The organism is Mesorhizobium sp. WSM1343 (assembly GCF_055901535.1).
The window spans coordinates 470,043-488,026 of the sequence record NZ_JBVVWZ010000002.1; the positions used below are offsets into that span (position 1 = coordinate 470,043).

Sequence of the window (17,984 nt, forward strand, 5' to 3'; positions counted from 1 at the left end):
GACCGACGCCATGTTCAGCAGATGAACCCTGTTCAAAACGCCTTGGGACAGCTGAATCCGGACAGGGCCGGGAGGAAGAAGGGGTTGGAGCCTGAGCCTGTCTGGAGAGCATAAGTAACGTCGCGTCCGCCGATCACGAAGCGCGCTTGCATGTTGCTGCCGTCGCCGGTGACGGCAGCCTTGTCCAGAAGTCGTTTCAGCGCCCAGGGCCCTTCGAACTTGATGGCGGATTCGCGGCCTGGCATCTCCGGCGTCAAGCTTAGGCTGGCGGACGCGGAAGCTGCCTCGCCCGGCCAGGTGACCGCGCTCGGCGCGTTGCCCGTCTGATTGCTCCAGACGATCTGGCCTTCGGCATCGAGTATCGCCGTATCGACATCGCCATTCAGTGAGAACGGTGTGAAAGTGATGCTGACCGAAGGCAACGAACCGCCCGATGGGAAGAAGGCGCTGCGGATTTCCGCCGCAAGCTGGAAGTCTTTCAGGGTCGATTTCGACAGGTCGCGTCCAAATCGCGCATCCTGTTTCCAAGTCCAGTCCTGGCTGGTCATGTCGATCAGCGATGCTAGATTTTGTGCGAAGAACCGGTCCAGCAAGCCGCCAGGGGCGAACAATTTGGCGAAATCTGCCATCGCAACATCCTCGGTGGCGTCGCGGGCGAAGGGATAACGGCCGCTGATTGCGGCTTCACAAGGGGCTGTGACCGTCTGGTCAAGTATCTGATTCAAGTTGGTCACCGAGGTTTCGGCAACGTTGCCTTCGAACTCATCCGCCGTCGCGTTGACCATCCGGCCGAGTTGCTTGGGCAGGCGCGAGACATTGGCGCGAAGCGTGGCTATCTGCAGCTGCAGGTTCGAATTGACGCGTTCCGTCTGCGAAGGAACTTCGGCCGCCAGTTGCAGGCTCTGATAGATATCGCTGAAGTTTTGGGTCAGAGCATCGATCGGGCGATGTCCGGCAGGGCCGTTCACCAGGGCCTGGAATGGTCTGAATTGCGCTTCGATGTTTGCTCCTGGACTGAAGTTCCGTGCGTCGGCGGCCCCGGTGCCGGCGCGGCTTTGCGATTTGCCGCTGGCGATTGTTATGCCGATGCGGGCCAGGCCCTTGGCCAGATCCGCGGGGTTGCGCGGCGGGTTCTGGGCCGTGCCTTCGATCTCGGTGCCGGGATCGGGGCCGTCACCTGAGTCCCGCGTCAGAGCTGTTTCATCGGCGATTGCCGCAAAGAGCTGATTCATCGGTGAGCTTGGGGAGGCAGCGGCCGAAAGTGCGATGTAGTGCGGCTTGTCCGTCAGCATCGCCTTGAATTTCAACTGGCCGAGAACGCCGTTCCACGCGGCCGCGAACTCCTTGCCGTAGCGATCAAGAAGTTCGGGGCCGAGCTTGAGCAATTGCTGGTTGATATCGCCTTGTTCGCCGCCGCCCCCGAGAACCCACTGCTCGTCGACAAGCATCTGCGCAATGCGCGACAGTTGCCGGAGATAGAAGGTGTTGAAGCCGGAATGAGTATAGATGCCGGGAATACGAAGCCCTGACAGATCGCCGCCATCGATGCGCTCGAACAGCAGCTGCGCTTCCGGCCCGCCTTTCTGAGACAGTGAAAAATCGTCCAGCACCGCTGCGTATGTAGCCGACTTGATCAAGGCCGAAGCGCGATCGGCAAGGCTCATACGCCCGAGTGAACGTTGAGCGGCTTCGACAAGCGGCTGGTTGAGTTCGAAGACCGGATCATAGGCGTCGTCCAATGCCAGCATGGCGCGCAGGTGCTTTTCGAGCTGCTCGCGTCCTTCGCGATTGTTTTCGCCCGGATATCGGTTCTGCTCCCAGTCCCGCTTCATCCACGAAACGATCAAAGCGTCATCGACCTTCGGTGCCTTGCCGCCAAGCATCAGATAGATTTTCAACGGTTCGTAGAGGGCGACGGGATCGGCCATCTTGGCCTGGATCGTCCGCTCGGCCTGGATCAACAGGCGCGATCGGAGCAGTCGCTCCAGCGCCTGCCGATAGGCTGTTTTGGATGCCGAAAGAAGTCTCTCCCTCTGGCTGAGGCCGAACGTCTCCTCTAACGGTGTCGGCAAGTCACCGGTTTCATACCCGGCCGGCAGATCGCGCAACTGGTCAAGCGGGCCGATGACGTTTTCAAGGTCGACATCGGTGACCGTGCTGGCCTTGAGCAACGGGGCCGCCGTCTCGCGATACTGGCCCATGGCCAGCGTTGTGGAGGCGATCAGCGACCGGTTGGAAGCAAAGCTCAGGGCGAGCGTACCCAGTGCGGCGGCGGCGATCAGCGTTATGGCACCCAGGCCACCAAATCTGACGATCGCCGCACGCCTTGCAGCCGATTTGTCATACGAAACCCAGCCCGATTCGGCAAAAATGACGTCCGTCAGCAGATCATGCAAAAAGAAGCTTTTGCCGGTTCCAGAAAGGTGAGGGCGGGAATTGCCACCGAAATTGCGGCCGATCGCGCCCAGCACCTGATCGATAGGCGTGCCCTCTTGCGTGCCGGACGAAAAATACAATCCACGCAGGCTGACATTCACCTGGCTGCGTCCGGGATTGATCAGAGCGGCGACAAAGCTGGTAACTCGGCCCTTTAGTGCGCCGAACTGTGCCGGAAAACCGAAGATGGAGATGCGCGTGACGGGATCAGTCTCTTCCTGGAGGCGGTCGGCCATCTCGTCGGCCAGTCGTTTTGCCAGCGCATCGAATTCGGCAGGGGCTCCAGCGGCCATGTTCCTGTCGCGCTCCGCGGTCTGGAATGTCGCGCCCCACACCTTGCGCCTTCGTGACTCGTCGAAACCGCCGAAGTAGTCCATGAAACCGGAGACAAGATCGGCCTTGGTGAAAATCAGATAGACTGGAAACTGAACTTTCAGCGTCTCGTGGATTTCCCTCAGCCGGTTGCGTATCTCGGCGACGTGGGTATCTAGCTGCCGGTCGTCGAAGCTCATCAGATCGGCAAGGCTGATGGCCAGGATGACGCCGTTTATCGGTTGCCGGGCGCGGTGCTTCTTGAGCAGTGACAGGAAGGAGAGCCAGCTCTTCTTGTCGCTCTCAGCATTGGAATCCTGCGTCGTGTAGCGACCTGCGGTGTCGATCAACACGGCCTGGTCGGTAAACCACCAGTCGCAGGCACGTGTTCCGCCAATGCCGGCCACCGGTTGGGCGTCTCCTGAACCGGCAAGCGGAAAATTCAGCCCCGAATTGACCAGTGCCGTTGTCTTGCCGGCACCCGGCGGGCCTATGACGACGTACCAGGGGACGTCGTAGAGGAAGTTGCGCTTGCCGCTCGACCCTTTGAGCGCCGCCAAGGCCTCATTCATGCGGGCTTCGAGCAGCCGCCCATCGTCATCATCGCGGTCATCATTGTGCGCAACGACGGTTTCGAGCGCTTTTTGCGCCTTCCTCCCCTGCCAGAAACGCAGCCCGTGAACAAGCGCCAGCGTCGCCACGATTACACCGATGATCGTTGCACGCAGCCAGGCAGGCCCGAGCGGCCGGCTATCGGCAAAGCGGATCAAGGGGCCGGCAAACCATATGGCCGTCGCGAAGCCGATCAGCGCGGTCATGCTGAATATCCGCAGCAGCCAACGCGTCATGGATGCTTCCAGCAGGTCGTCACAATGTCTCCTCCCTGGGGATCATCACATCGACACGGCGGTTCCTGGCGCGGCCTTCCGGCGTCGCGTTTTCGGCGATCGGTTCGTCCTCGCCCTTGCCGTCCACCGTCAGTCGCGAGGGATCGCTGAATTTCGCGGCCATCAGCGCTTCGACGGCTTTGGCCCGGGCCAGCGAAAGGTCGAAGTTGGATTTGAAGGCGCTCGACCGACGCGGTTTGACATTATCCGTGTGGCCGACGATCCGGATCGGTCCAGGCTCGTGCTCAAGAGCCGCGGCGATGTCGGCGGCGATGGGCTGAAATTCCGGCTTCGTCTCGGCCCTGCCGGACTGGAACAGCAGCAGATTGTTGATTTCCACGACGATGAAGTCGCCCTTGGTGCCAATGGCCAGTCCGCCGCCTTCGACGTCCTTGGCCAGCGCCGAACGAATACGATCGATCTGAGCGTTGGCCGCCGGTGGGGCGACTTTGGCTGGCTCGACCAGCGGCGCCACGCTGGCGCGCTCGATAGCGACGGGTATTGATGGGTTGAGTGCCAGCAATTCACCTGCGGCGGCGTCGCCTTCATTGGAGATGAAGACCCGCAATGCGAAGAACGCTGCCGCCAGCAGCGCCGACGCTGACGCGGCAACCACCCAAAGCGGCAGGCGGGCCGAGGACTGCGCCATCGTCTCGGCCAAGCCCTGCCAGCGCGGCGAGATGTCTTCACCCGCACGCGTCCTGAAGTAGCGAAGCGTCTCGTAGACGTCGCGTCGAACGCGCTCGAGATTGTTGTCTTCGCGCCTCACGCCGCGATACTGGCCCTCGAACCCCAGCGACAGACAGACATGCATCAGTTCGAGCAGATCGTAATGTGTCTCGGGATGGGCCAGGATCTTGTTCAGTGCTTCGTAGAAGCCTGTGCCGGAGGACTGGGTATGAAAGAACTGCCACGACATGCTGCGTTGCGACCAGTCGTCTTTCCCAGGCCAAGGCAGGTTGCCGATGAGATCGTCGGCTGTTTCGCACAGAACATAACGCGCAATCCGCGCATCCTCTTCGGCAACGTCCGATTTCTCCACCGTCCGGTCGAATTTTTCGATGGCCTCAGCGACATGTTGCGCCAGTGGCTCCGCCTGTCTTTCGACAGGCATCAGCCTGAGTTGCCCAAACAGCATCAGCAAAGGAGCGGCCGCAGCGAGAATAGTGTTTGCCGCGCAGTATCTGACCACCTCGGCGGCGCCGAGCAGCATGCGCTGCTCGATGGGCGGCTTTGATGCGGCGGCCGAAGAGCTGGTACCTGCTGGGGCACCCAGGGCCGGGCCTTGATAGATGACGGTTCCTGATACCCAGCCCGGTGGCCGCACGACGCCAGGATCGAACACGGTTGAATCCTCGATCCTGGAGGTGTCCGCGATGGATTGCTCCGGAACCGGCGGCGGTTTTTGCGTGCGCCGTGGATTTGCGCGAATGACGGTCTTGCCCGCCGGACCGAAGGGGTCGTCCTTCGAGCTCATCGCCGATCACCCGTGCAGGCGGGACACCCGCGATTGGGCGAGACAGGCGCAAGACGGTTTCTGGTCGGGTAAAGGGGCAGCTCCGGTCGGCCGCGGCAGTGTCCGCAGAAGGATTGGCCAGAAAATCCTGTCCCGCCGTAGCATGACATTGCCGCAGACCCCCAGGTCAATGAGTCTTACCCGCTTGGCGAACTGTCGTACGCGATTGTAATCTCAGAAATTGTTTATTGGAACCGGATGCCGGGCGTCGGAGGACTTTTCTGATTGCCCTGCCAGGCGTTTCCTGGATCGCCTATTTTTGCTTGTCGGCTTTGGCGTAGGCCTCGCTGAAATACGCCAGGAAGATGTCCAGCATGCCGTTTTCATGTGCCTCCTCCATGGTCCGCCATGTCGCGACATAGGCGTCCCAGGCCTGCCCCTTCTTCGATGTGAACGACGTAGGCGGGAGTTTCCTGCCGATCGCCTCGGGCGACAGGTCGTCAAGCAGTCGGGAGAGCGCAGCTTGCATGGCGGCATAGGTGGCGAATTCGTGCGTCTTCAGATCGCGGAATGCGTCCTCGATACTGCGCCTGGCATCAAGATAGCCGGCCCTGCGACGGGCGAACATGATTTCGAGGATTTCGTCGGTTCCTGGAACGAACTTCAGCGGATTGTTGTCGGCGGCGCTGATCATCGTTCGTTGTGTGCTCTTGGCCAGCATTTTCGCGGCCGCACGTGCTTTCAGCAGCAACGTCAGTTCCTCGACCACCGCCCGCAGGACCGCGCCGATTTCGGCGGCAACTTCATGCGGGTCGCGTAATTGAAGCAATTCCGGCGAAATGCCGGCTCCGATCGCGATCTCCCGCAAGACCTCGTCTCTGGTCGAAGGCAGGGGTGGGGAGTGCGGCGGAATGCGCTGCCCGGGCCGTTGCTGCGCGGGATCGAAGAAAGGTGCATCTTTGAATTCCAGCGGTCGGCCTGTCGCGGGCGGCATGTCTCGCTGCTCGGATTTGTAGCTGGGGTAGCCCGCCGTGGCGCGCTCTTCGTCGATCGATACCAAGATGACATAACGGCCGATCAGTATCCGGTCGCCATGGCCAAGCCGGTGTGGCCCGGTCATGCGCTGGCTCGATCCGTTGATGAAAGTCCCATTGCGCGAGATGTCGTGCAGCCAGAACGCGCCCGCCTCGTAGCGAACCTCGCAGTGGCGGCCCGAGATGAACTTGTCGGGATCCGGCAAGGTCCAGTCGCAAGCATCGCGTCCGATTTCGAAGCCGCGATCACGCGCCGCGTAGCAGGTCGAGGTACCAGCGGGCAAGGCGTCGACATTGTTGATTTCCAGACTGATGTGCATCCGAGATCGCCGTCGATCGTTGATCGGTACTCCGCCATTCTAGCAGCTTGCGGGTAAAACAGGACAGAAGCGTTTCAAGCCGATGAACCGGCTGGTTAATGCATGTCGCCCAAAAGTGCCCTCCGTTTGAGAAAACGACATTGCATGAAACAAGACCTGAAGGTGCAGCGCGTGAATCCGACCAACCGCGACACGGTTTAGGTTTCTGTCGCCCCATGTCCTCTTTGGCCAGCAGGAAAACATGTGGTAGGCTCAACATGGCCTGGCGTGGCGGATTTAAGAAGTTCCTGAACGGAATGCTGTTAATATAGCGGGAACTTCAAATCCATCACATTGGCGGCCGCGTCCAGGAGGGGGCTCGACCCATGCCCAATGAACGTGCCACCGTTGTCCGGACACCGGTTGGCTCCGAGCTGTTGACCTTCACGCATCTTGTCGGACGCGATGAGATCAGCCGTTGTTTTGCCTATACGGTCGGATTCGTGAGCACCGACTCCGATATCGATCCGTTGAAGATGCTGGGCGGGCCGCTCTCGATCGAAGCTGAATCTGATCCGAAACGCTGGTTCAGCGGCATCGTCTCCGAGTTCCGGCTCACCCGGCTGGAAGATCGGCTGGCCTACTATGAGGCGGTCATCAGGCCGTGGCTCTGGTTTCTCGGCAACACCACCGATTGCCGTATTTTCCAGAACAAGAGCGTCCTCGACATCGTCAAGGACATCTTCAAGAAATACGGTATCGCGGAATTCGATCTGCGCCTGCAAGGGTCCTATCCCCCGCGCGAATATTGCGTGCAGTACGACGAACCCGATCTGGATTTCGTGCAGCGGCTGCTGGAGCATGAAGGCATCCTGTATTTCTTCGAGCATGATGACGGCAAGCACACGCTTGTCCTGGCCGATGCGATGAGCAAGCTGAAGCCTGCGCCGGGCTACGAGAAAGTGCTCTATAACTTTGAAGGTCAGGGTTCGCGGCGCGATGTCGAATACATCACTGAATGGATACCGGGCAGTTCGGTGCGCCCAGGCGCCTATGCCCACACTGACTATGATTTCACGAAGCCGGGCGCCGATCTCATGGCCAAGTCGGCCCAGCCGTTCAGCCACAAAGAGGCAGCGGGTGAGAACTACCGCCAGCCCGGCGCGCATCTCGAAACGGGCCGGGGAGACAGCCTGGCCGCGATCCGGCGTGAGGAAATCCAGGCCGTCCACCAGCGCATCGCCGCTGTCGGCACCGTGCGCGGCCTCTATTCGGGCTGCACGTTCAAGCTGGATAGCTTTCCGCGTGAGGACCAGAACCAGGAGTATCTGGTGGTCAGCGCCGAATACAGACTGTTTGATCCAGGTTACAGAGCCCATGCTGACGTCAACAGCGAGAATTTCAAGGTGATCCTCGGCTTGGCGCCGACAGCCTTGCCCTATCGTCCGCCGCGGATCACGCCACGGCCGATCATGCGTGGCCCCCAGACGGCGACGGTGGTCGGCCCGTCCGGCGAGGAAATATTTACCGACAAATATGCGCGGGTGAAGGTGCAGTTTCATTGGGACCGTCTGGGCAAGAAGGACCAGAACAGCTCCTGTTTCGTGCGGGTGTCGCAGACCTGGGCCGGCAGCGGCTGGGGCTTCATCCAGATCCCGCGCATCGGCCAGGAGGTGATCGTCGACTTCATCGAAGGCGACCCGGACCTGCCGATCATTACCGGCAGGGTCTACAACGCCTCGCAGATGCCGCCCTACGGGCTGCCGGGCAGCGCCACGCAATCGGGCTGGAAGTCCGACTCCTCCAAAGGCGGTGGCGGCTATAACGAGCTGATGTTCGAGGACAAGGCCGGCTCCGAACTGGTCAATTTCCAGGCCCAGAAGGACCATAACCTTCTGATCAAGCACGACCGCACCAAGCTGGTGCAGCACGACCAGTCCGACCGCATCGACCACGACGCCAAGCACTCCGTCGGCCACAACCTCGACGAGGACGTCGGAAACAACAAGACCGTCAAGGTCGGCGTGGACCAGACCACCAACATCGGCTCGAACGACACCGAGACAGTGGGCGCCAACCGTTCGCTGACGGTCATGGCCAACGAGACCATCCATGTCGTGTCGAACTCGACGGAGAATATAGACGCAAATCATTCTCAGACTGTGGGGATAGGTCAGACGATTACCGTCGGTGCGGCGCGCGTCGACAGCGTCGGAGCGGCGGAACAGCGCACCGTCGGCGGGCTGCAGAGCAACACGGTCGGCGCGACGCGCAGCGTGAGCGTCGGTTTGAGTCAGAGCCATAGCGTCGGCACGAGTGATAGTTGGGAGATAGGAACTGCGCAGAATGTGAAGATAGGTTCTGATCAGAGTTTCAAGATCGGCGGTGCACTGACTTCCGAGATAGGAAAAGAGCGAAGCGCGAAGGTCGGCGCGGATGACGTGACGGAAATCGGAGGCTCGCGAGCGCTCAAGATCGCCAAGGGAAGCTTGGTAGAGGTCGGGGAAGACGGTTTGATCAAGATCGGCCAGGATCTCGTCATCGAGGCCGGAGATTCGATTATCATCAAGTGCGGCTCCGCAGCGATAGGGCTGAAAAAGGATGGCACGATCTCGATCGACGGCAAGAACATTTCCATCAATGGTTCAGGCAAAATCACCGTGAAGGCATCCAGCGACATCACGATGAAGGGCTCAAAGATCAACCAGAACTGAGGCATCGGATGGCGAAGACCAAACAGCGCATCGAAGGGGTTGTCATCGGTGCATTCCTCGGTTTCGGTGAGGACGCTCCCCTGGTCGTCTTTCCCGGCAATCCGAATGAAACGGCAGTTCCCGCGCGCAGCCTGACCGAACTAACGTCGGACATGATCGGCGCAGAAGTGGCGCTGCTGTTTCAGGATGGCGATCCTGGGCGACCGCTCATCGTCGGTCGCATTGTAGATGCTGCCCGCAAGTCAAATGTCCCGCAGATTGTTCAGGACGGTGAGCTGATGCGAATTACGGCGAAAGAGCGGCTCGAGCTACGTTGCGGCAAAGCAACGATCATCATGGAAAAGGACGGCCGTATCACCATCCGCGGCACCTATTTGACAAGTCACGCCAGCGCGACCAACCGCATCCGTGGCGGCTCGGTCAACCTGAACTGATGGCTGCGATGGTCCTACGCGAGATTGTTCGCCAACACGCGGAGATGGCAGCATTCCTATGGACGGTCTATGACCGCCATTTGCTTCATCCCGACGAGAACCTCGATCTGGATGAGGTCCGCCTAGGCCGCCTTGTCGAGCGGCTGGAAGCCCATCTAGATGGCTTGCGCACAGCCGGTCCTGCCGGCCTGGAAATCGCCGAAGAGCTTTATGCCCAGTATCCGGAAGCGGGCGAACTTTTCGTCACCCGGATGCTGCGGCCGCAAGCAGCCAGCATGCACATACGCGACCTGAATTTGGATCAGGTGCGGTCCTATCTTGCGACGCAAGGACGATAATCCGTCTCAAATCTTTCGCATTCAATCGAACTTTATCCCCGCCCATGTCTCGCCATTGAAGCGGATGGCGATCTTGTCGCCGAAACTAACCATGTGGTGCTCATCGGCGACCAAACCGTAGCTGACGACGGTTGGTTTGACGGATTGCAAACCCGTTTTCTCGTCGTATTTCAGAACTCCGTCTCGGCTGCCGGCAATGTAGATCCCGCCTTTGAACAGGCATATCCCATGCAGGTTGGTTTCGGTCAGCCGCAGTTCTTCCCAATCATCGCCGCGGCCACGGAAGAGCGCTCCTCCTTCGCCACACACCCATACGGTCGAGTCCGGCGTGGCAAACGTTGCTGTCAGGCGCCGGTTGGTAGGCAATTCGATGCGCTGCCAACGCGAGTCGGTCCTTCGCCAGAAGTGACCGGCTTGACCACAGACGTAGAGCGATCCGTCGGCTGCCTTTGATGCACCGTAGAGACGGTCGCCGAGCGGATCGGAGATCGCCGTCCAGGTTTTGCCGTTCCAGAGAAAGACTACGCCTGCATCGCCGACAGCGTAGACTTCTTGGTCCGAAAGGCCCCAGACAAAGGTGATGGCCCGTCCCTCCGACACGATCCGCGAAGTCAACCCGGATTCGGCGGACTCGTGCACCTCGCCCGAATCGTCGGCGATGTAGAGAATGCCCTTGTCGCTCCTCCAGAAATGAGTAAGCCAGGTGTGCAACTCCAGAATCTTCGCCCTGTTGGGCGTGGTCCCAGCACCGAGAAGATTGGTTACCCGAAAGATCTTCGACCAATAGTCCTCAGAATCGGTCTGCACGACCAGCGCGAGCAGCGATTCCTGATATTCCGGCGATGCGCAGTCACAGCTTGCGAAAAATTCGGTCATTGTCGTCCTCTTAACTGATGCCTGCAGCGCCGGGATCGGCAGGCGCGGCGTAGGATTTATGCGGAATTTTCACTGGGGTATCGTCATCCATCCCCAGTTCATCCTTGAAATATTTGTCGCACTCGACGCGCAAGCAACCCACGGCAGGATGCTCCTCGCCATTTGGACCGTCGTCGATTCGTGGTTTGAGGGCATCCTTCATCGCATCGAGATTGTCCTCCCGTGCATCTTTGTAGGTAGGATTCCAATTCGCGTCCGCTTTCCGCTTGGCAACCCAGTCACGCTTGGATTGCCGCTGCGATGCCGATTTTTCGCCGTGTTCAGTGCTCCGTCGACTTGCATCTTTCAGACATACGCAGGGCGCCTTGTTGATGTCGTAGGCTTTGTTCGGCCCTGCGGTCGGGATAGCCTCACCGAGGCGACCATCAGTGAAGCAGGCCGTCTGGATGATGTGGTCGGACTGCTCGAATGTAGCCTTGTTCGATCCTCCGGCACGATCTTCAGCCTCGCAGGGGCTGTCTTCATGCTTGTGAAACTTGAGCCCGAGAGCGGCCAGTATCTCGGCGCACGACGCTGTTGCCGGATTGACGCCGGCAATATGTGGCCAAGGCGGCGCGTTCGGCGGATCGGAAGCGTGGTTGTTGGTGGCGAGATCCGTCATGCGAATGACTGGTTCGCCGTCGAATTTTACGTTCGGCGACCATGACTTGAAGAACTCCTTACCAGTGTTCTTCGAAGTGATTACTCCCTTCTTGGCGGCGCAGCCGGCTTCCGTGCCGCTGGTTTTCGACAAATCCGACTTGTTCTTGATGTTGACCGTCTTGCCGCCGATTTTGACCGTTCCAGTACCATCTTCCGTATCGGAAGCCATGCCGAAACTGGGATAGGGAATCGGAACGCCGGGCGGCGTTGCGGGGTTTTCAGGCGGCGTGAAGCAAACGTCGGGAAAAGCCGCGATCGTCTTTGCGTCGACCGACTTTCCTGAAATCTCAAGGCCGTTTGCAAATACATCCGACATCAGGCCGCTCTTGCCAGGAAGACTGCGGCCCCGCAGGCACCAGAATCATTGGATGCGTCTATCAGTACCGGATTGCCGGCCGCATAGCCCTTGCGGGCTGCGGTATGTGCCATTCCCAACATGATCGGAACGACTGCCGCCCCCACATTGCCCAAGGATTCCCCCGGTGACCAAAGGTCCTGGAATTCGTTGCGGACGCGCTGCACACGTTGTGCTGCAAAGGCGTTTTGCTTGAACCAATACTGCTCGCCAATCAGGTCCGATATGCGGTATCCGATCAGACCCAGATCGATCCCTGTCTCTTTCAAGGCAATCCTATAGGCTTCAGCGAGGCCATCGCCCCGCAACGGCAAATCTTCTCGATTGTAGATGAAAGCCTTCTCGCGGGCCAATCCCAAACCCCTAAGTCGAAAGCCGCCTTTGTTGCCGCGCGCACACAACACGGCTGCTGCTGCTTCGCCTGGTATGAAGCCATTCGGATTGTCCGGGCTAAGCAGACGCGACTGGCCACCATAATGCGAAATGGCATCTGTGCTAAGATAGCTGTCAACGCCGACGATCATGACATAGGGCAACTCGTCCGACGCGAGAAATTTCCGTGTATGTTCAAGCGCGACGTGTCCGGACGGACGGCCATGCGCTATCACGCGCGAGCGGGAATGAGGGGCGACTTCGACCATCTCGGCGATTCTCCTCAACAGCCGTAGAGGATCGCGGATCGGGCGGCCTGGGCGATTGTCTTCGGCTAGGCATAAGATTAATGCCGTTTGACCTCGCGCCTCGGGTCTACTTTCAAAGGCTTCGCAAATAGCGCCGGCTGCAAGGTGCGCCATGCGCTTTTCGCCGATCCAGTTGCGCGGCAGCAGAACAGGTGCGCCTATCTGCGGCGCCCCGCCCCGCCCTATGAAACCGGTTTCCTGGAAACCGTCGAGTCGCGCGCGCATCGCAGCGCAGGCAGACGGCGCGTCGAGTCCTACCGCGGTCACCATGCCGACCGAGATGATATCGATCGCGGCGCTCATGCGTCCTCGGCCTCTTCTTTCGGCGCTGTGCCGGTGGCCCGGACATAGCTGCGGCCGGTGGCGCGCGCCCGCAGCATGGATTCCGTCGGCGGGCCGACCCAGCACTCGGTGAAATCAAGGATGGTTCGGTGGATGCGTTGCGACACGCGCCAGAGCAACGAGAAGCGGCGGTTCTCGGGATCGAACAGTACAGTGTCGGGCAGAAGCTGGCCCTCGAACGCTTTCTTCTGGCCCTTGAAAAAGGTCACCGGCAGCGCCGCCGGCGGTAATCGGAAGCTCTCGCGGCCGGCCGGCGTCAGGTTTATCAACTGCACGTCCTCTCCGCCCCTTGGGTGGTCGGTCTGCTGGTCCGGCGGCGCCATCTGGAAATAGCGCTCGTCGAAATCGGGCGGCAGGAACGGAAAAATATTGTCGATCCAATTCTGGTCGTAAGTGCCGCCGTATTCGATGCGTCCCGGCCAGCCACGGCCCATTGGCCCGAAACTCATCGGCTTGTAGTCGCCGAACGGCGTGCGGATATCCTCGCCGACAGCTTGCGTATTCGGCAGTCGCAAGCCGGGAATGAGCCGTTGGTTTCTGGTCCGCGACCAGCCGGTTCCGACCGGGTTGTATTTGTAGCTGGCGGGGTCCTCGGGGTCCAGCTTGTCGACGCCGCCCCAGGCGACGTCATAGGAGATCGGCAGTTTGAGGAAGGGTTGCGGCGACGTGGCGGCAAAGAGCGGGCCGATGGAGCGCCATTCGCGGTGACCGACGACCTCGAAGAGTTTCGACCAATTGCCCACCTTGATGCCGACCGGTACGCGCTCGGCGGGACGCCCACCCGGTGCGTAGGCAAAGCCATTGGCGATCACATCGCAGCGCGGCTTGCGGAAGGCGAAGTCTGTTTCCCACAGCGTCGCCGAATAGCCGGGCACACCGGTCTGGGTGTCGGCCATGACCAGCGGCACCTGCTCGGTCGACTTGCGCACAGGCCCGCCCGGCTCCGTAGGGAAATCGTAAGTACCCTTGACGACAACGACGATGTACTCACGAGCTTCCTTGTCCATGCCCATGGTGAATTCATGCGCAAAGCCGGTCTGGTTCCAGATCTGCATCAGCTAGTCTCCCAACTGGCGGCAAAGATCTGTTCCAGCGTCGCCTGCGGCGATTGCGGGTCGATGTCGAAAATATCCGAACGGGTGGTCCAAATCACCATGCCGCTGATGGCCTCGTCGCCCGGCTCGACAGTCGGCACGGGCAGGGCGCCCAGCGCGGCATCCAATCCGTCGGGCGTCAGATCGCCGCGCTGAGCGGCGAAGGCGGTCTCTTCGATGCTGGAAAACCACGCCTCGGCCTCAGTCAGCCGAACAGGGGCTTCAGCAAGCTGCGCAACAATGGTCAAAGGAAACTGCCTGCCAACTCTGTCGGCACTCTGCAAAATGATGCCGGCCGATGCGCCGAAGGAAGCCGGGCCTGCCAGGAAGCGGAGCGCGGTTGTGCTTGGCCAAAATTCCGAGCCCATCAGCGGGACAAGATGTTGCGCAAGCCAGCGGTCCCAGACGCGGACAAAATCCCCCGTCAGCCGCCGCGTCACGAAATCGCCGGTGGCAGGCATTTTGCCGTAAAAGCCGGGCAAGGTCATATCTGCGGCGGACATGTGAACTTCTTGAACATTTCGAGGTTGTACGGATTTTCGACGCTGGCGGCCTTGAGCTCGAAGTCGGCGTACATGCCTTTCGTGCCCAGACGCAGGCTGTAGACGTCGGTCAGCGAAGTGCTGGCGAAACGGCCACTGCGGAGCATCCTCAGCCACGCCCAACTGCCGGTTTCGTTGAGCATTATTTCAGGCGATCCGTCGATCGGCTGGAAGGCGAGCGAGATGACGCCCGTGCCGTCCTTGCCGGGCCATGTCATGGGTTGCGGCCGCGTTGCGTTGTTGTAGTAGACGAGGCTCTGGCCATCGAGATTGAGCGTGACGCGCGTGACGTTGGGAGACAGGTCCTTCGGTTCAAGCGTGAAGCTCATCACGGGTCCGCTGCCGCCCGCAAACAGATCGTCGCGGATATGCCTGGCCTGCTCGAATGCCGCCAAGGCCGAACCGTCAAGGCCGAAATCGGCGCGCCACTTCCACGGCTGGCTGGTCATGTCGACATAGTTGATCAGGTGGTCGTTGATGAAACCGTCGATCAGCCCGGCCGGTCCGAACAGCCTTGCGAAATCCCGCACGTTGACGTCCACCGCGCTCTCGGCGCTGAACGGATAGCGGTCGTTCAGCGCCGCCTGGCAGAAAGGCAGGATATCGGCCCGCCAGATGGCGTTGAGCTCCGAAGTGACCGCCTTCTGAGTCAAATTGCTGGTGTCGCCGGCAATCCCGCCCAGCCAACTGCTGATAGGGTCGGGCAGGATCTGTGCCTGCCGGGCGACCGCTCCCGTCAGTTCGGCAAGGCCGCCCTGCTTCTTGATGGCATCCTGCGGATTGGGGTTCGCGGTGACCGTCTGCAGCACGTTGGAAAGTGCGGTCAGCGCGACGACCGCAGCATCCAGTGCCGGCGGCTGGCCATCGACCTCGGCAATGGTGCTCTTGAGTGGTTTGAAATGCTCGGCCACAAGATTGCCGGTCAGGTCCACCTCGCTGGCCGAACCCGCCCGTGGCAACAGTTTTGCCCCTGTTTTCACTATCTTGCCAAGCTTGCCCAGTTTGCCGAGCAGTTTCGAGCCGCCTTTGGCTGCCGCCTTGTCATCTCCGGCGGGCGCGTCATCCGAACGGGTGAGCTCCGTCTCTTGCACCACTGCCGTCAGCAGGCGTTTCAGCGCGGAATCGGCGCTCGAAAGATCCTTGAGGTTCTCACTGGCGACGATGAGATCGGTCAATGGCGCGAGCCTCATGTCGCGCAGGAAGCTGTCCCATTGCGCGATATAGTCGTCATAGTAGAGCTTCAGAATATCCTCGGACAGCGCCGAGACCGAGGTTTCGGAGTTCTCTGAGCAGCCGCCAGCGAAAACGGCACGATCGAGCGCGGCCTGTGCGGCGACATCGTCGATGCGATCGAGAATGACGTCGTGGAAGCCGGCATAGGTGAAGGCGCCGGAAATGCCGACGCGAAGCGTCTTGGCGGAACGCCGCGCAAACACCTTGCCGCCGTTTGGGCCGGCGAAATTCGCCGGGACCCACTCCTTGAGCCCGGCCACTGCCGGATCGGCCAGCAACTGTTTGTAGGCGCGCGCCGGCAACGAAATGGTGCACACCGTTTTCAGCGCTTCGGCAACCAGGGCCTGGTCGGGCGCGACATAGCTCTCGTCGACCGTCATCCGGCGGATGGCGGCAAGCTGATGCTCTTCGGCATCGGCGGTCGGAAATGGTGCCGCGGCCGCGAATTCGGGCAAGCTGTTCGCCCACCAGTCTTGGGCGTAATCGGGATCCATCTGAGACAGGCCCGTCATCATGCGATAGGTTTTCAGCGCTCCGAGCATGAAATCCGGGTCGCGGATTTGCCGCCACATCGTCGCCTCGAGCAAGGCGATCATGCGTGGCTCAAGAACATTGCGCAGGGCATGATCGTACGTGTCGGTCTGCGCCCGCACCATTTCCGCGGAGGCCGATGGTCCCAGCAGATCCTGTGCGGCGCCAGGCGGTGCTGTCCGGGCGGTTGCGACCGCGTCCATCGCACCGAGCGCGCCGTCCATGGCGGGCTGCTCCACCGATGCCGGCGTTGCAGCGACGGAGGTCAGCGGCGTCTGCAGCGCTTCGAACTGGCCTGCCTGGGCCGTTATCGCGTTGCGGTTGTCAAAATAGGACCAGGTGAACAACCCGCCGGCCAACAATGCCGCCGCCGCGCAAGCGGCTGCCGCACCCCGCCAGATCCAGGCGCGGCGCCGTTGCGCCAGCGGATCGAACGTGCCGAGGCCCGCTTCCTTGAAGATGACTTCGGTCAGCAGGTTCTTCAGGAAGAAGCTGCGTTTTTCGACCCTTGGTGCGGGCAGCGCCCGTCGCGGCGGCAGGCCGAAGGACGAAGACAGCGCCGCGGTCAGCCGGTCGATGGGCGCTCCTTCCTGCGTCGCCGATGTCAGATAGAGCCCGCGCAGCCAGGCGACCTCTTCATACCGGCTTTCGCCGAACATTGCCTCGACCAGCACCTGTATCGGTTCGGACAGGCTTGCCAGTTGGGCGGGAAAGCGGAAAATCTCGGCACGGGCGGCGAGTTTGTCCTCATCTTCCAGCCGCGGCACCAGCCTCCGCTCAAGTTCCGTCGCCAGCGCGGAAATTTCCCGTTCAATGGTCTTGGCATCGACACGCGCTTCCAGCGCGAAGGTGGTCCCCCATACCTGCTCGCGCGAAGCCGTGGACAAGCCGCCGAAGAAAGCCTCGAAGCCCTTGATCAGATCGGCCTTGGTCAGCATCAGATAGACCGGAAGGCGGATTTCGAGCCGGTCGTTGAGTTCGGCCAACCGGCGGCGGATCTTGCGGCCGTGCGCCTTGATGGCTTCATCGCCCTCCCAAAGCACGTCGATCGAAAGCGCGACGATTACGCCATTCAGCGCGCGGCGTCCGCGGTGCTTTTTCAACAGGTCGAGGAAGCCCAGCCATTCAACCGCGTCCACATCGGGCTGGCTCTCCTGCTGGACATAACGGCCGGCCGTGTCGATCAGAACCGCATGTTCTGAAAAGAACCAGTCGCAGTTGCGCGTGCCGCCGACCCCCTGCAGGTCGTCGGTGAGGTCGATCGGAAAATTCAGCCCGGACTGCCGCAAGGCCGTAGTCTTGCCGGTGGCCGGCGGCCCGACGATCACATACCATGGCATTTCGCGCAGAAACTTTCGTCCGCCCAGCTTGCGGCGCTTCAGTTCGGCCATCACCTCGGCGAACTTGGCACCGACGGCCGCGACATTCTCTTCGCCGGGTCTGAGCGGCTTTTCCACCACCGGCGCGGCAATCTCGGCGACGAACATACGGTTGGCGCGGATCGCCCGGCGCTGGGCGACGATCAGCCAGATCAGCCAGAAGATGACCAGCAGCGCAATGATGACGATGCGCACGTTATCAGAGGCGAACGGTTCATAGGGACCGACCCTGACGATCGGACCGAACACCCAGATGACCAGGGAAAGCAGCGTGAGGCCGATCAGCGTCCATAGCCAGCGTGATGTCAGGACAGCCCAAAGGAAGCGCAGGATGAACATC

At 60.8% G+C, this 17,984-nt stretch carries 12 protein-coding genes; 3 read left to right on the plus strand and 9 right to left on the minus strand.

Features of this window, described 5'->3' with window-relative positions; genetic code table 11:
* Window positions 1–32 precede the first annotated feature (32 nt).
* From tssM (AC0NIL_RS32800) to tagH, 3 genes are all read right to left on the minus strand, one after another.
* Window positions 33–3,596, minus strand: a complete 3,564-nt coding sequence (gene tssM, locus AC0NIL_RS32800) for a type VI secretion system membrane subunit TssM (RefSeq protein WP_473573616.1) — start codon at window positions 3,594–3,596, stop codon at window positions 33–35.
* 19 nt (window positions 3,597–3,615) lie between these two features.
* Window positions 3,616–5,112: a type VI secretion system protein TssL, long form gene (gene tssL, locus AC0NIL_RS32805; RefSeq protein WP_473573617.1), complete on the minus strand. Its 1,497-nt coding sequence runs from the start codon at window positions 5,110–5,112 to the stop codon at window positions 3,616–3,618.
* 292 nt (window positions 5,113–5,404) lie between these two features.
* Complete coding sequence (gene tagH / locus AC0NIL_RS32810; protein WP_473573618.1) at window positions 5,405–6,445, minus strand: type VI secretion system-associated FHA domain protein TagH; 1,041 nt, start codon at window positions 6,443–6,445, stop codon at window positions 5,405–5,407.
* A gap of 365 nt (window positions 6,446–6,810) precedes the next feature.
* On the opposite strand from tagH, the gene AC0NIL_RS32815 reads away from it, so the two are divergent.
* The 3 genes from AC0NIL_RS32815 to AC0NIL_RS32825 are packed head-to-tail and all read left to right on the plus strand — an operon-like array spanning window position 6,811 to window position 9,910.
* The gene (locus tag AC0NIL_RS32815; RefSeq protein ID WP_473573619.1) at window positions 6,811–9,138 is read left to right on the plus strand and encodes a type VI secretion system Vgr family protein; all 2,328 of its coding nucleotides are present in this window, start codon (window positions 6,811–6,813) and stop codon (window positions 9,136–9,138) included.
* An 8-nt stretch (window positions 9,139–9,146) separates the two neighbouring features.
* The gene (locus AC0NIL_RS32820; protein ID WP_127371347.1) at window positions 9,147–9,572 is read left to right on the plus strand and encodes a DUF6484 domain-containing protein; all 426 of its coding nucleotides are present in this window, start codon (window positions 9,147–9,149) and stop codon (window positions 9,570–9,572) included.
* Window positions 9,572–9,910 carry a hypothetical protein gene (locus AC0NIL_RS32825; protein ID WP_411970029.1) on the plus strand — a complete coding sequence of 113 codons (339 nt, stop codon included), beginning with the start codon at window positions 9,572–9,574 and terminating at the stop codon, window positions 9,908–9,910. Before AC0NIL_RS32820 ends, AC0NIL_RS32825 begins: the two co-directional genes overlap by 1 nt.
* A gap of 21 nt (window positions 9,911–9,931) precedes the next feature.
* On the opposite strand, the gene AC0NIL_RS32830 is transcribed toward AC0NIL_RS32825, so the two are convergent.
* From AC0NIL_RS32830 to tssM (AC0NIL_RS32855), 6 genes are read right to left on the minus strand one after another with little or no spacing between them, the layout of a single operon-like run.
* On the minus strand, window positions 9,932–10,786 hold the full coding sequence (locus AC0NIL_RS32830; RefSeq protein ID WP_127367056.1) for a beta propeller repeat protein: 855 nt from the start codon (window positions 10,784–10,786) through the stop codon (window positions 9,932–9,934).
* Window positions 10,787–10,796: 10 nt separating this feature from the next.
* Window positions 10,797–11,804 carry a PAAR-like domain-containing protein gene (locus AC0NIL_RS32835; protein ID WP_127367055.1) on the minus strand — a complete coding sequence of 336 codons (1,008 nt, stop codon included), beginning with the start codon at window positions 11,802–11,804 and terminating at the stop codon, window positions 10,797–10,799.
* Window positions 11,804–12,826, minus strand: a complete 1,023-nt coding sequence (locus AC0NIL_RS32840) for a 3-oxoacyl-ACP synthase (protein ID WP_127367054.1) — start codon at window positions 12,824–12,826, stop codon at window positions 11,804–11,806. Before AC0NIL_RS32840 ends, AC0NIL_RS32835 begins: the two co-directional genes overlap by 1 nt.
* Window positions 12,823–13,920, minus strand: coding sequence for a DUF2169 family type VI secretion system accessory protein (locus AC0NIL_RS32845; RefSeq protein ID WP_127367053.1), 1,098 nt, complete (start codon window positions 13,918–13,920; stop codon window positions 12,823–12,825). Before AC0NIL_RS32845 ends, AC0NIL_RS32840 begins: the two co-directional genes overlap by 4 nt.
* On the minus strand, window positions 13,920–14,447 hold the full coding sequence (tagF, locus tag AC0NIL_RS32850) for a type VI secretion system-associated protein TagF (RefSeq protein ID WP_127371557.1): 528 nt from the start codon (window positions 14,445–14,447) through the stop codon (window positions 13,920–13,922). The genes AC0NIL_RS32845 and tagF overlap by 1 nt, the downstream gene beginning before the upstream one ends.
* Window positions 14,444–17,983 carry a type VI secretion system membrane subunit TssM gene (gene tssM / locus AC0NIL_RS32855; RefSeq protein ID WP_127371849.1) on the minus strand — a complete coding sequence of 1,180 codons (3,540 nt, stop codon included), beginning with the start codon at window positions 17,981–17,983 and terminating at the stop codon, window positions 14,444–14,446. The genes tagF and tssM (AC0NIL_RS32855) overlap by 4 nt, the downstream gene beginning before the upstream one ends.
* Window position 17,984 lies beyond the last annotated feature (1 nt).